Origin of the sequence: uncultured Gimesia sp. (assembly GCF_937910335.1) — a bacterium.
Taxonomy (GTDB): domain Bacteria; phylum Planctomycetota; class Planctomycetia; order Planctomycetales; family Planctomycetaceae; genus Gimesia.
This window is the reverse complement of record NZ_CALEMX010000418.1, coordinates 1-15,957: the sequence shown is the minus strand read 5'-3', so window position 1 is coordinate 15,957 and position 15,957 is coordinate 1. Positions and strand designations below refer to the sequence as shown.

At 46.4% G+C, this 15,957-nt stretch carries 5 protein-coding genes; 4 read left to right on the top strand and 1 reads right to left on the bottom strand.

From position 1 onward, the window contains the following. Positions 1 to 6: 6 nt before the first annotated feature. Positions 7 to 2,577 carry a hypothetical protein gene (locus Q0668_RS16425; RefSeq protein WP_298866589.1) on the bottom strand — a complete coding sequence of 857 codons (2,571 nt, stop codon included), beginning with the start codon at positions 2,575 to 2,577 and terminating at the stop codon, positions 7 to 9. 467 nt (positions 2,578 to 3,044) lie between these two features. Here Q0668_RS16425 and Q0668_RS16420 point away from each other — a divergent pair, with 467 nt between their 5' ends. From Q0668_RS16420 to Q0668_RS16405, 4 genes are all read left to right on the top strand, one after another. Beyond that, positions 3,045 to 9,605 (top strand): LamG-like jellyroll fold domain-containing protein, encoded by a 6,561-nt coding sequence (locus Q0668_RS16420; protein ID WP_298866587.1) that lies wholly within the window; start codon positions 3,045 to 3,047, stop codon positions 9,603 to 9,605. A gap of 108 nt (positions 9,606 to 9,713) precedes the next feature. Then, complete coding sequence (locus Q0668_RS16415) at positions 9,714 to 12,077, top strand: DUF1592 domain-containing protein (protein WP_298866585.1); 2,364 nt, start codon at positions 9,714 to 9,716, stop codon at positions 12,075 to 12,077. Then, complete coding sequence (locus Q0668_RS16410; RefSeq protein WP_298866583.1) at positions 12,074 to 13,330, top strand: DUF1552 domain-containing protein; 1,257 nt, start codon at positions 12,074 to 12,076, stop codon at positions 13,328 to 13,330. The genes Q0668_RS16415 and Q0668_RS16410 overlap by 4 nt, the downstream gene beginning before the upstream one ends. A gap of 219 nt (positions 13,331 to 13,549) precedes the next feature. Further along, positions 13,550 to 15,957: GDSL-type esterase/lipase family protein (locus Q0668_RS16405; RefSeq protein ID WP_298866581.1), on the top strand; the 2,408-nt coding region annotated here is incomplete at its 3' end.

Below are 15,957 nucleotides of genomic sequence, written 5' to 3'. Positions count from 1 at the left end.
TGCTTCTCAGAAATGGGGGACTTTTTTTAGTTCTTCGATTTTTACCAATGCCGCCTTGATGTTTTGATCATCGGGCATTGTTTCCATGAGCTTCAGATAACTTGCTTCAGCTTCTGGTATCAGATTGTAGAAGAGTTGATATTTTGCCAGCAAGTTTAATATTTGCCCGTCATCAGGCGCGAGCTCGTGGGCCTGTATCAATAGCTTGAGCGCCTTTCCTGGCACTTCTTGCGATTCGTATATCGAGACCAATTTCAAAATTGACGCACGGGGCTTCGGTTTTAAGCGTAGCGAGTTTTCCTTCTGAATCACGTTACTTTTTGTTAGGATTGAGTTCAGTGAATTTTCCAAATTGAGCATCTCACGCAAAGTCATGGCTTCGGTATTCGTTGCTGACTGGATATGATCTAATTCATCAGCGGCCTTTTTCTTGTCCCCATTGAGTAAGTGCAGACGAGCTAGCAAAACACGCGCCTGTTCAATTTCGTTTTGGCTTGCTTTGCCTGATTTTAGTACTTTTAGCGTGAGTTCATGAGTCTTTTTGAAATTTGCTAATTTCCAATATTCGTTTGCCAACCGCAACTGATGATCTGATTGATCTTCTTGATCCGGGGTGTTTTTGTTAGCCAGTTTTTTCTGAGAAAGTCTTCCTCCTCTTCGAATTAATTGACTAAATGATGCCTGCCCAGGCAATCGAGTGGCTCTCGAAAACTCCTCAAGCGCCTCTTGGTATTGTCGATTACCTATATAAGCCCAGCCTAGATAAGTTACGAGTGTGACATCACTGACTTCCGGTCGTGCGAGGACGAATTCAATGGATTCCACATATTTCTCTGCTGCCAGTAACTGTTTAAGATAACCTATCTGAGACGAAAGCCGATGGGGAAACTTTTCGTATTTCTGCCTGGCGAGATCCATTGACTCATTTTCCTGCCAGTATTGGTGTCGGATCGTGCCTTCATAGTTTGGTTGTATTTCGATAACGATGACTCCCAACTTTTGATAAACGGGAGTCAGACGATAGATAAGATCATTGTCAAGCAAGTGACTTGGAAACACAGCTCCTGCAATTTGATCATAGCTAACTAGATATTTGGCCTTGAATGATTGAATCAATTCATGCAATTTTTCAGGGTTTGTTTTCTCAAAATAAATTTGTTTTTGAAAACGATTAGCAGTGGTGGCAACTTCCGGACGACTGGTGAGTATTCTGGCGTTTTTTGAAGTGTGCTGCTTGATCCAATGCCCTGCTTCGACAAAATTACTAAAGTGACTGGACGGAAAATGCGTTTGGTAAAACTCTTCATCTTTAGAAATGAATTGCTGATTTGCATAGATCATGCTGTAATCAGTTTTTACTTGTGAGTAAACCAATGAAATGCCAGACAGGATAATAATTCCAGCAAAAATATTTGCAGTCCTTCGCCTTTTTGACGCCAGTCGTTTTCCAAGGGAGATGAATCCAATTGGTAAAAACGCGAGGATGATCGGAATCAGCGGAAGGATGTAGCGCGGTTGTATCCAGGGCCATAAGGAAAGGATTCCAAATGTGATTGATATATAGAGTAAGCTGAGAGCTCCCCCCCTTTCCCAGCATTTCAGCATCCCGTAAACAGAAATAGCGATGACGAAAATACTGATAGAATAATAGATGAGTTGCGGGCCGGGGAGCACATGATTTCCATCAAGAAGATATCGTTCATAAGTTGGGATCACTCCCGGTGTGTCAGGAATAATACTTTGACAAACGCTTTCAAAATAATTCAAAGATCGATTCAACATCGAAAGTAATGTTCCACCGACTCCATTGCTTTTGATAACGGTTATCGTCGACGAAGTGGAAAAATCTGATTTGAGAAAATGATTTCGTAGCATCCAGAGAATGATTGTAGCAGAGGAGCAGAACACAGAGATCAGATAAGGCCAGCGTTTTCTTTTGGTAATGGACCAGATTCCGATTGCCAAAATTAACGCAATACCAACGTTACGAATCAATGGCAGAAACATTAATAAACCCGTAAGTAGAATCAGGTTTCGTTTGCTAATCCGTTCTTCATCAAGGGAAATTAGATAGATGATTGCCAGGCTAAAGGCCATAAAAGGAATTTCACTCATAATGATGGTTGAGAAAAAGACAATATGCGGGTTAGTAGCAATCAGGAGAATGACAAACAAAATCGGCCAGGCAATGGAACTCTTGCGGTCTGGTTGTAAATCATTTTCATCATGTTCCAGACGACGCATCAGTACATACTGTAGAACAAGCATCATGATCGCGGTAAGCATCACAGTGAGCTTGGCAAAGATCGCATTATAGGGAGAGATGATCGCAGCCGGGGTGAGTAACATTGAGAGCCCGGGAGGACGTACTGTGAAATAGGGTTCCCCGGGGAAATCGATTTGGCGATAATTAAGATTGTTAACGAGCCCTCGAGCCATCAATACATAGTCGGCACTATCTGGGACGAAGGAATAGAGTTTATTTAAACGTGCCGCTGTCATCGCCGTGAACAGTAATAAAATGACAATCATCAAATTGCGAGAACGATTATTTTTTGATTGTAAAATTTCGTTCATTGTCATTCCAAAATTGAAATTCGTGATCATAAATTAATATTAAGAGCGGTCTGAAAATTGCGAAATTGAGCCACTATACAAGAAATAAATCATAATCTGAGTCTATAGGCGCTGGCGAAGCATTTTTCTTTGATTCTGGTCGAATCAGCAACACTGAAAACTGAGTAATACGGTTTTGCAGGTTATGAAGAGTTCACGGCTTTCAATATCTTCCAAATCACGGTAGATCGATTGAGTTTAGCCTGCGTTAAACCCTTTAACGAATAAACTTTGCACTCCTTGTGCTGCACAAGCCAGAGTCTCTTTTTAATAGACGCAGTTGGTTTGTAATAAAGCGTGGCTGACCGCGCTTTAAGGTTACAATTCATCGTTGCGTCAATGTTTCATTTCTTGCATTGAGTATGGTTTTTGGTTACAGTAATTAGCCTTCCTAAATATGTACTTAATACTTTAGTCCATCAGAGTTTATGGCGATCACACTAGAAGAATTTGTGGCTCAGCTTGATGAAAGCGGTATCTTTTCCGCGGCTGATACCGCTACGTTTCAAGAGACGCAGGGCGAAGCCTCCAAGACGGCCGAAGATTTAGCCAAGCTGCTTGTGAAACACAAAAAAGTCACCAGGCTTCAAGCCAAGTTCGTTTTTCAGGGCAAAGGAAAGCAACTGCTGCTGGGCAACTATCTCATTCTGGATAAGATCGGGGCCGGCGGAATGGGCGATGTCTATCTGGCTGAGCACCGTCGTATGAAAAGGCAAGTGGCTCTCAAAACTCTGCCCGCTGCGATGACTAAAGATACACAATCGATCCAACGCTTCCAGCGTGAAGTTCAAGCAGCCGCCAAGCTGACCCATCCAAACATCGTTGCCGCTTATGACGCCGATGAAGCAAAAGGCGTCCATTACTTTGTGATGGAGTATGTGGAAGGCATTGATCTTTCAGCGGTTGTGAAAAAAAAAGGTGTGCTTAAGGTTGATCTCGCCGTCGATTATATTCTGCAAGCGGCGAAGGGTTTGAAGTTCGCCCACAACAAAGGTGTCATTCACCGTGACATCAAACCCGCCAATATGCTGCTCGACAAAGAAGGTACTATCAAAATTCTGGACATGGGGTTGGCCCGGATCGAAGACGAAGCCCACGAGATCCCGGCCACACAGTTAACACAAGATGGCTCAGTGATGGGCACCGTCGATTACATGGCACCGGAACAAGCGAAAGACACGCACACCGCCGATGCCCGTTCCGACATCTACAGTTTGGGGTGTTCGCTACATTACTTGCTTACCGGGGAATCGGTTTACCGTGGAAGTACGATGGTCAACCGAATCATGGCTCACCAGAACGATCCCATTCCGTCACTGACAGGCAAGCACATCCTCATTTCTCAAGATGTGGATGCCGTGTTTCAGAAGATGGTAGCCAAGAAACCGGAAGACCGATTTCAGTCCATGAGTGAAGTCATCAGTGCAATTCAAGCCTGCGGCGGACTGAAATCAGCTTCGTCCTCCCCTACCATTTCGTCCTCCTCTACCATTTCGTCAGAACCCTCAGACGTGGCTCTAGCGGAATTCTTGCAAAACCAAAAAATGGCATCAAGTCCAACTGTTGCCATGACGGCGGAGAAACCGCTGGTTGATGATACACAAGAGACTCCGGCTTCTGACTTTCTGAATAACACGCTGGGCGGCACGACCTTTAAACCGTTACCAAAGAGAAAGAAGTCCATCGGGAAACGGGGCTGGATTGCTGTGGGCACTGTGTTGGCTTCGCTCATTTTACTGGCTGGTATCGTACTTAAAGTAGACACGGCCGCAGGCACAATCATTCTGGAGATCGACCAGCCTGAGTTGGCGGGTGCAGTGGTTTCAGTTGATGACCAGCAGAAAATCACCATCAAGACGGGTGAAGGTACAGAACCGATTGAAGTGGTGGCTGATGAAAAAACACATACATTACAAGTGACCAAAGGCGGCTTCGAAACATTCACAAAGCAGTTCACAGTGAAAGCGGGTGGTAAAGAGACGATCAAGGTTCGCTTGGAGCCGTTGGCTGTGGTTAAGTCGGTACCACCAGCAAAATCGCAATATGCATTACGGTTCCAAACCAGTTCCGATCGTGTGATTTTACCTCTGAAACATGAAACAGCAGGCGACTTGACAGTCGAAGCATGGGTCACCATTGATGAGGATTGTCTTCCACCGCTAGTGTATATTTCAAATGGAACCAGTTTGATGGGCTTTATTATCGGTCTTAATACGATTGGGAGAAATGAAAAACAATGGTCTGCGCTTGTTACGAATAATGGTAATCGTCAATTACGACTGCTGCAAAGCCGTTCTAAGGTCGAATCAGGGAAAAGAACCAATATCGCATTCACTTACAAGGGAAATGTTGCACAAATTTATGTGAATGGTCACAAAAAAGGAGAACTGAATTCCAAAGGATCAGAAATTCATACAGATCAGTTCATTACCATTGGAAATTGGTCTGCAAATATTCCGTATTTCAAAGGCTCCACCGATGAAGTACGTTTTTCCAACATCGTCCGTTACACGAAAGACTTCACTCCCAAGAACCACTTTGAAAACGACAAAAACACGCTGGCTCTTTACCACTTTGATGAAGGCAGCGGCGATGTGTTGAAAGACTCTTCCGGCAACGGACATGATGGCAAGATCGTCGATGCCAAGTGGGTGCAGGTCGATGATGAATTGCAGGTGGTTAAGCCAGCCACGATAAGCGAAAAGCCCATGACGGACAGAGAGGTTGCCGAGTGGGTAATTGGGCTGGGAGGAAGTGTTGCAATTCCCAAAAAAGAATTCAGCAAAATCGAACAGTTGCCAACTGAGCCGTTGCAGATCACAAGTGTAGTATTAAGTGGTCCGAAGGTGAAAGACCACGATCTCAAACGCTTGGCTGGATTGAAATTTTTAGGGGGTTTGAATCTTGCATTTACCCACATCAGTGATGCAGGGCTTCAATATCTGAAGGATATTAAGCAAACCAAATTGTTCTACCTCAATTTGAATGATACGAAAATTACTGATAAGGGACTTGGTTACATCAAAAATATGCCAAACATGACAAATTTAAATGCTGGCCATACCACCATTACCAATTCTGGTCTTGAGCATCTCAAGGACTTAAAAAATCTCCAAAGATTGACTCTTGAAACAACATCGATCAGCGATGTGGGCCTGCAACACCTGACAGGCCTGTCGAAACTGGAGACTCTTGATCTCCGACAGACCAAAGTTACCCCCCAAGGCATCGCCAACCTCCAAAAAGCCCTGCCGAACTGCAAGATTGAAAGCGATTTCGGGAATAAACCACCCCCCTCAGAAAAAGGCAACTATGCCTTGGAGTTTGATGGAAAGACGAACTACGTTAAATTGCCTGGTATCAAATACGAGGCTGGTCAACCATTTACGATTGAAGGAATTGTTAACCCAGAAACGGTTCCCCATAAAGGACCCAAAAAGTGCTTTTATCAAATGCACGGCATGGGAAAGGCAGAAATCGACACGCTTAGCAGTGGGCATCTAGCGTTTATGACATCCCATGAACGGGGAGACGAACATTTTCAAGCAGCCTGCTACTCGAAAATTGCAGCAGTCCCCCGCACCCCAATTCATGTAGCATGTGTCTACGACGGGAAATCGCTACAATTTTTCGCAAACGGAGTCAATCAAAACAGCTTAGTCAAGATCCGTGACAACGCTGGCAAGAGTATTTCTCAAGATTACAGGGGGGAACTTCATACGGTTTCTGGTGTTACTGAAGGCGGACATCTTGGATGTGTAGATATAAATGCAAATGCCCCTTCATTCTTCCACGGCATCATCGACGAAGTTCGCATCTCAAATATTGCCCGATACACCAAAGACTTCACCCCCACCAAACGCTTTGAAACGGACAAAAACACAATGGCCTTGTATCACTTTGATGAAGGCAGTGGCGACGTGCTGAAAGACGCTTCCGGCAACGGACATGATGGCAAAATTGTCGGTGCCAAGTGGGTGACGCTGGATTCTGAGTTGCAGGTGATAAAGCCATCCACGACAAGCAACACACCCATGACTGACCGTGAGGTTGCCGAGTGGGTGATTGGTATTGGTGGTGAGGTTAATATCAGCGGTAAGAGTATCACTAAGATCGAACAGTTTCCGACCGAACCGCTTGTAATCACAGCGGTAAGTTTAGATAAGACGAGCGTGAAAGACGACGATCTGAAACGCTTGGCTGAATTAAAAAAACTTACCAGAGTAAACCTTGCAGACACCTTAATAACCGATACGGGCATTCGGTATCTCAAGGACATCGAGTTAGGCTACCTTATTCTGAACAAGACGAAAATCACCGATCAGGGAGTCGGTTACCTCAAAGATATGAAATCGCTGTCAGTTCTTATGATTGGTGAAGTGCCGATTACAAATTCCGGCTTAGAATCCCTCAAGGACATGAAACAGCTTACTGAATTAAAAATATCCTCACGACAAATCGACGATAGTGGCATTGAGCATTTGGCTGGTTTGACAAACCTCGAAACAATTTACCTTTACTTTACACAAATAACAGACAACGGACTGAAGCACCTGATGGGGATGAAGAAACTTCAGTCTCTAAAGCTAGGAGGTACCGGCATCAGGGATGCCGGACTTAGAGAATTAGCCAAATTGAAGAGCCTCAAAGATTTGGATATTACAGGCTGCAAGATCACCGACTCTGGTCTTGAGCATCTCAAAGACTTGAAGAATCTCCAAGATTTGGGGCTTGATTTAACGCCCATCTCCGATGCCGGACTGAAACACCTTCACAGTATGACGAATCTGGTAACTCTCAAACTTTCAGGAACCAAAGTCACCCTCCAAGGCATCGCCAACCTCCAAAAAGCCCTGCCGAACTGCAAGATTGAAAGCGATTTTGGAACTAAACAACACCCCTCAGTAAACCATGCACTTCAATTCAATGGTGAATCTTCCTTTGTTGAAATTAAGTCATTAACTGGTGAAACATATTTGGAGCAAAAAACTGGTCAATTCACCATTGAATTTTGGATGACTCCAGACCTGCCTAACAGTTCTGATTCTGTAAGTTATTGTGTTTCCTCATTTCCTTTCTCGGTTAGTCTGAATGGAAATAATGTTAATACTGCCATTTATGCGGGAGATGAAAAAAATGCAATTGCTTATGGATCAGGAAGCCACACTCCACTGACTGAGGGAAGGATGTACCATATAGCACTCTTGTTTTCGGATGGAGTGCAGGAGATTTATATCAACGGAAAAAAACAGAAACCCCTGCTCTATAAAACTCAAAACGGATCAACATCGAAATCAACCGAAAAGATAGCATTGCCAAAAGACGTGATTCGATTAAAGCAACCGACGGGAATCGGTGCAGGTCACGATCTGTCTGCCAAGCTGAATTACAAACGTTTTTTCAAAGGCATCATCGACGAAGTACGCATTTCCAACATCGCCCGCTATGAGAAAGACTTCACCCCCACCAAACGCTTTGTACCCGACAAGCATACTATGGCTCTCTACCACTTCGACGAAGCCAAAGGCGATGTCCTGAAAGACTCTTCCGGCAACGGACACCACGGCAAGATCGTGGGTGCCAAATGGGTGCAGGTGAATGATGAGTTGCAGGTGGTTGATGACGATTTTTTGAACTTCTTTAAAGTTGTTTGGAAACTGGGTGGAAAGGTTAGGCTTTGGGATGACACGAAACAGCTGCATGTTGAAATCACCCCACAATCAGACATTTCGTCAGATCTCGTTTCAGGGCCTTCGATTTTATTTAAAGACCTTGAGCAATTTGGAGACGAACAATTGATTCAAATTGCATCAGCATGGAATCTCTTGAATACAGATAAGACATTCAGCTTAGACCTGTCAGGGACATCGGTATCTGCCAAAGGAATTAAGTATTTGGCAGGCTTGCCTTTGTTTACACTCGTACTCAACCGCAACTCAAAGATTGATGATAAAATTGCAGAGCATCTTATTCTGTTAAAATATCTTGACAGCTTGAGTTTGCAGGAAACAGGAATTTCTGACGGAACGATCAAGTCAATCAAAAATCTACAATCCCTGAGAAATCTCAATGTAAAGCGTACAGCAATCACATCGAATAGCGTTTCTCATCTGGCAAAGCTCAACCTTAAGTACTTAAATGTTCAAAACACAGTTATTGATAAGATCGCAGTGACGAAACTGCACAACGCCCTACCTAAGTGTGAGATTACTTGGGACGAGGGAACAATTCCCGCCAAGTCGAAAAATTCAACAACATTCAATGTCCCACTATCGTCCCCTCCAAAGCCGAGAGAGAACTATGCGTTGCAATTCGATGGGAAGGATGACTATGCGATTGTCGCCGACTTTGATTTACCTTCGCAGAAAGAGACGGATCAGTTCACCGTTGAAATGTTATGTCGGATTCCAGAGCCAAACAAAGTCAGGGGAGATGCGATTGATGTCAATAATACTGTCCGACTCTTTTGTCCTCGTTTTGATGATGGTCGAGGGCTTTGGCGTTTATGGACTAAGTCTGAAGAAGCCCCATCGTCGATAATCCCTTTTGCTCCCGTTAAAACAATTCCCAAACGCTTTGTGCATTTTGCAGTCGCATGGGATGGTAAACTAGTACGTTTTTTTGCCGATGGCAAGCGAAGCGGATTCGGGAATCCTTTAGTCGCTCCGTTACATAAGCGTGGCAATAAAATAGTTCTGGGTGCGATCAATAATTATCTATCTGATCAAAAAATATCGCATTTTTTCAAAGGTTCCATCGACGAAGTTCGCATCTCCAACACCGCCCGCTACACCAAAGACTTCACCCCCGCCAGACGCTTTGAAGCCGATAAGCACACAATGGCTCTGTACCACTTCGATGAGGCCCAAGGGGATGTACTGAAAGACTCATCCGGCAACGAACATGACGGCAAGATCGTGGGTGCGAAATGGGTCAAGGTGGATGATAAGTTGAAGGTGAAAGGCACGCCTCATGGAGCACGTCAATAGTGACTGGGATCGTCGCATTATTAAAATCGAATTCCGTGTGGTACAGGAACAATCATTGTATTTGATCTATAAAATTTCGAGTGTCCTCAGCAGGCAGGTTTGTCTCTGATGAAGTTTCTACCATTTGTCATTTCCCTGTTTTCGGTCATATTGCACATCACAAGTGTGTCACACAGCAAAACTCCGTCCACACTTTCCACATTCACTGAATCAAAATGTTTCAGCTGTCACAGCGGAGACGAACCGGACGGCGGCTTGAATTTGGAAACGCTGGGCTTTGATCTTTCCAATGAAGAAATAGCGCGGCGGTGGGTGCTGATTCATGATCGAGTTGTGTCAGGCGAGATGCCTCCCTCGAGTGAAGCGAGGCCAAATGCCGATCAATCTGCAGAATTTTTAAAGACTTTGGCCGTTTCCATTAAAAAGGCGGAAGCGAATCGGAACGATGTTGTCCTGCGACGATTGAATCGACATGAATATCAAAACACGGTCCGGGACATTTTTCATACAGACACTACAGTGAACGGGTTGCCCGAAGATTCGTCAACCAATGGTTTTGACACAGTCGGCGAAGGACTTGCTGTTTCCGCGGAAGCGATGACCGCCTACCTGGAGGCAGCCGATCAGGTTCTTGATTCTGTCTTTGGAACAAGCATCAAACCGAAATTCATCAGGCATGAGACCAATCTGTTGAAGCAGGTTGACTGGAAGGGCCGTCCACAACTTGACAATCACATCGGAAAGATGTTTCGTCGCACGGATCAGGGACTGGTGATTTTCCAGTCGGGTTATTGTCCCACGAATCTGGTGAACTTCGCGCGTCTGCGTGTTCCCGCTGGAACCTATCGCGGCACGATGCGTGTTCGAGCGATACAAAGCGAAAAGCCGGTCACATTGCGTATTTATGGCGGTGATACGATTGTGAACCGCAGGGAACGCCATCTGGTTGGCTACTATGATATTCCCCCCAACAAATGGACGACCATTGAATTCACAGATCGACTTGTGGAACCCAATGGAACGTTTCAACCTAAATGTTACGGTACGCGCGATACACGAAAAGACGCCAATACCTATCCGGAACCGGGAATTGAAATTGGCGATATTATGATCGAAGGCCCCATCGATGCCTGGCCACCGCCGGGGAAAAATCGCTTGTTAGGCAATATCAACGTGAAAACCGCGGATGCAAAGGACGTGGCGGAGATTCTAAGCAGAGTGCTGCCACTTGCGTTTAGACGACCTGTCCAGTCAGCGGAATTGGAGACATATCTGAAACTCTTTACCCGTTCAGCTGCAAGTGGTCGTTCCTTCGAATCCTCCTTGCGAGTGAGTCTGAAAGCGATTCTTTGCTCACCCGATTTTCTCTTTCTGAATGAACCTGGTTCAGCACAAATCAGCCAGCACGCGCTTGCTGCGCGCCTGTCCTACTTTCTATGGAGTTCTATGCCCGACGAAGAATTGATGTCTCTTGCCAATAAAGGTTCTTTGCAGCAATCAGCAGTACTTCGTGAGCAGGTAGAGCGCATGCTGAAGTCTCCCAAAGCGTCAGCCTTTACGAAGAACTTTGCGGGGCAATGGCTAGACCTGCGCGACATCAACTTTACCGAACCGGATGCCAATCTCTATCCTGAATTTGACGAACTACTCAGAATTTCTATGGTGCAGGAGACGGAGTTATTCTTTGAAGAGATTTTGGAAAAGAATCTGAGTCTCGTGAATTTCGTAGATTCGGAATTCACTTTTTTGAATGGTCGACTCGCCAGTCACTATGGTATCGCTGGGGTTGAAGGGCAGAAGTTTCGCAAAGTCCATCTTCCTGCAGACAGCCCACGAGGGGGACTCTTAACCCATGCGAGTATTCTGAAAGTCACTGCCAACGGCACATATACGTCTCCTGTTCTCCGCGGCGCCTGGATTCTGGAAAACATTCTAGGGCAGCCGACATCGCCACCACCCGACAATGTTGGTTCGATTGAACCAGACATCCGTGGCGCCACAACAATTCGAGAGCAGCTTGCCAGGCATCGTGACATCGAATCGTGTGCCGCCTGCCATCGGATAATCGATCCACCCGGATTTGCTCTGGAATGTTTCGATCCGATTGGTGGATTTCGCGATGAATATCGCACGATGGCACAAGCCGGCAAACATTCGGGGCTCCAGCAGGCTCCCTTTACGTATGCCTGGGTGAAGTACCGGATTGGGCAACCTGTGGACGCTTCGGGTCAAATGCCCGACGGACAACCAATTCAAAACATTCGCGATTTCAGAAAAATTCTCGCGGCAAAGCCCGATCAGCTGACAAGAAACCTCGCGGGAAAGCTCTTGACCTATGCAATAGGGCGTAAGATCGGATTTTCTGATCGGCCAGCCGTTGAAGAGATTGTGCGTCAAACACGTCAACAGAATTATGGCTTCCGTTCACTCATACATGCCATCGTTCTCAGTCCCGGATTTCAAAAACCATGACAGAAATACATCGCAGAAAATTCCTTCGTGGCTGCGGCGTGGCATTCGCTTTGCCGTTCCTTGAATCGATGGTGTCAGCTAAGGAAGCCAATTCGCAACGGCGTCGCATCGTTGCCATCAATATTGGATTGGGCCTGCATGCCCCCAATATGATTCCGGAACAAACCGGTCGTAAGTATGAATTGCCCACTTACCTCAAATTGCTCGCTGATTATCGAGATCAACTCACGGTCATTTCCGGAACATCGCATCCGGAAGTCGGCGGTGGTCACGCATCGTACAAGTCGTACCTGACGTGTGCACCACATCCTAATAGCGCGGGATTTCGTAACACCATTTCTCTGGATCAAATTGCAGCCGCAGAATTCGGAAGTGAAACTCGTTTTGCGTCGCTGTCATTAAGTAGTTCCGGTCCGGGACTCTCGTGGTCTCGCAGCGGTGTTGAGATTCCGACATTGACAAGACCTTCGTTCGTCTTTCGAAAGTTATTTCTAGCAGGCAACGCAAATGAGCAAGCGCAGCAGATGCAACGACTACAAGATGGTCAAAGCGTTCTGGATGCCGTGATGGACAAAACAAAACGCATGGAACGTACTTTAAGCGGACGCGATCGTCAAAAGCTGGACCAGTATTTCGAAGCAGTGCGCGAGGCCGAACGTCGTCTTGCTAAAGCAGAAGCGTGGGAAAAAAAAACGAAACCGCAAGTAAAGGCGAAACCTCCACGCGATGAAACAGACAATAAAAAAATTGTGGAACGCATGCGATTGATGTACGACGTCATGCACCTTGCGCTCGAAACGGATTCAACGCGATTCGTCACATATAACATAGCCGGCATGAATGCCGTTCCTGTCATTCCCGGCGTGAACATCGATTATCATAATCTTTCTCATCATGGAAAAGATCCTGAAAAACTTGCGCAGTTGAAGATGGTCGAATCCGCGTTGATTCAAGAGTTCCACGGTTTTCTGAAGAAACTTAATGAAACCTCGGAAGTGGAAGGCACGCTGCTCGATTCAACGAGTGTGCTGTTCGGTTCGAATTTGGGTAATGCCAGCAGCCACGACACAAAAAATATGCCTATCCTGCTTGCAGGTGGTGGGTTCCAACATGGGCAGCACCTGGCTTTCGACCGCAAAAACAATTACCCGCTACCGAATCTGTTCGTTTCGATGCTCCAGCGATTGGGTATGGAAACCGATACGTTTGGCACAAGCACCGGAACAATGACGGGTCTAAAGCTATTGGGATGAAGCAACGGTCGTAGATTTCCTGCTTTATCGCCTGTCAAAACGGAACGAAAGAGCAGTAGTTGATGTGTTGCAGGAAGCCTTTCTCGTCGTAATCGTCTTCTTTTTACTACAGATGGGAAGTGAAACCCTTTCTTCTGCCCCGGTACACAATTAAACTGGGAGTCCCAATAATTTTACATCCAGATGCTCCTGGCTCTTTTTATGGATTACGCGCGAACAATGAAATATCTCTACCGCATCATTGCAGGCCCTTCAGTGAATTCCGCTTTTTGGGCTTTTTCTTTTTGCTTATCAATCATCGTTGCAGATTTTGCCCAGGCAGCGCCTTTGGTCTACGAAGGTACTGATGGAGTTGGCAAGGGAAAACATATTGTTTTCCTCGCAGGCGATCATGAATATCGGTCTGAGGAATCGTTGCCCGCACTGGCACGAATTCTGGCAAAACATCACGGCTTCAAATGCACCGTGCTATTTAATATCGACAAGGATACCGGCGAAATCGTTGCGGGCAATTCAAACATGCCGGGCATCGAACTGCTCAAGGATGCGGATCTCGCCGTTGTGTTTCTGCGATTCCAGAATTTCCCCAAAGAACAGATGCAGCATTTTGATGCTTACCTCAAACGCGGTGGTCCGGTGGTGGGATTGCGTACCGCAACGCACGCATTCAATATGCCTGCCACAGCTCCGTTCTCGGAATATTCCTATAACAGCAAAGACAAGGATTACGAACTCGGCTTTGGTCATCAGGTGTTGGGGCAAACATGGGTGGGTCACTACGGTAGAAATCATCAGCAGAGTACGCGCATTACAATCGTCGATGACAAGAAATCACATCCAATCTTACGTGGTGTGAAAGAGATCTGGGTGCAGGCGGGCGGTTATGTCGGCAAGCCCACCGATGGCGAAATATTGACGATGGCTCAACCTCTTGATGGCATGAAGCAGGATTCTCCTGCCGACAAAACCAAGCCGCCCATGCCCTCGGAATGGACGCGGTCGTATACATCCAAATCAGGAAAGAAGGCACGCGTTTTCACTTCGCTCTATGGGACGCCTGAAGACCTCTTGAATGAGGGCTACCGTCGGATGATGGTCAACGGATGTTTCTGGACACTGGGAATGGAAGACGCGATCAAGCCGAATGCCAACGTGGCCTTCTTAGGGCCGTTCAAACCCAATACATTTGGCAATGGAACTTACGCGCGCGGTATCAAGCCGGAAATGTATGCAGGATTCAAAAGTCAGATCCCTGCGAACAACAACACAAAAAAGCCAGCAGAAAAAAATAAGAATCGTAAGAAATCCACAACGAAGAATAACGGATCAAAGAAAAAAGCAGGTAAGAAAGCAACAGCTTCACTCGTGACAGGTAAGCCTGCACGTTTCGTTCGTATCGAACTCCCGGGTGGTAAGCGTATTCTTACATTAGCGGAAGTCGAAGTGATCAGCGGTGGAAAAAATATCGCGAAGGAAGGCAAGGCCACACAGTCGAGCACCAATGGTTCAGGAGTCGCAGCTAAGGCCCTGGATGGCAATAAAAGCCCGGATTGGAACAAAGGCGGGCAGACCCATACCGCCAATGCGGGAACAAAGAATCCCTGGTGGGAAGTCGATCTTGGTAAGGCCGTCGATATCGAAAAAGTGGGTATCTGGAACCGCACAGGATTTGAGGGCCGCTTGGAAGATTTCACGCTGACGCTGTTGGATGCGAATCGCAAAGAGGTGTTCCGGCTGACAAAAGTGGCCGCTCCCTTTGTTATGGAGATTGATGTTAAGCAGCGGGGAAAGCAGAATTATCTAACCTTCAACGGAAAGCCCGGGGTCCCTTATAAGTCGACTTCGAAGTCCGTCGGTTCGAAGTCACACAGTCAGGCCCCTGACCCGACACTCGTTGACGTTCCGGCTAACTATCGTGATCCCATCCCGTTTGCCTTTCACAAGGGTGATGTCGTAGCCATTCTCGGCAATGGACTTCCCGATCGAATGCAGCACGACGGATGGCTGGAAACGCTGTTGCAGAGTGAATTGCAAGATAAGCAGGTGCGAATTCGCAATCTGAGCGCGAGCGGTGATCGTCCCAATTCGTTCCCACGCAGCAAAGGCGCAGCCACAGTGACCGAGGTTCTTCGGCATGTGAAGGCAGACGTCGTATTCGCGTTCTTTGGCTACAACGAATCCTTTCAAGGGGTAAAGCAGGCGGGCGAATATCAAAAAACGCTGATCGATTTCGTCAAAAAAACGCGTGGTTCCAAAGCGAACGGAAAAACATTCCCACGAATTGTCTTATTCAGTCCTATTGCACATGAAGACACAGGCAGCAAAAACGTGCCTGATGGCAAGGCCCACAACATTCAGCTCGCCGCCTATACCAAGGCAACCGCCGCTGCCGCCCGGAAAGCAGGGGTCGCATATGTTGACCTGTTCCATCCTTCTTTGCAACTGTTTAAGGAGTCGAGCACACCACTGACAATCAACGGTGTGCATCTGACCGCAGAGGGAAACAAGCAGCTTGCCGAAGTGATCTCATCAGCTCTCTTTGGCCACCAGGTAACCGCGTCGCAAACGATGGAACCTCTTCGCTCAGCTGTAATGGATAAGGCTTATAAATGGAATAATCGCTATCG

What these genes read in the sequence shown, in the direction of transcription:
- Q0668_RS16425 (WP_298866589.1), bottom strand. Translation starts at nt 2,577, where the DNA reads ATGAACGAAATTTTACAATCAAAAAATAATCGTTCTCGCAATTTGATG.
- Q0668_RS16420 (WP_298866587.1), top strand. Translation starts at nt 3,045, where the DNA reads ATGGCGATCACACTAGAAGAATTTGTGGCTCAGCTTGATGAAAGCGGT.
- Q0668_RS16415 (WP_298866585.1), top strand. Translation starts at nt 9,714, where the DNA reads ATGAAGTTTCTACCATTTGTCATTTCCCTGTTTTCGGTCATATTGCAC.
- Q0668_RS16410 (WP_298866583.1), top strand. Translation starts at nt 12,074, where the DNA reads ATGACAGAAATACATCGCAGAAAATTCCTTCGTGGCTGCGGCGTGGCA.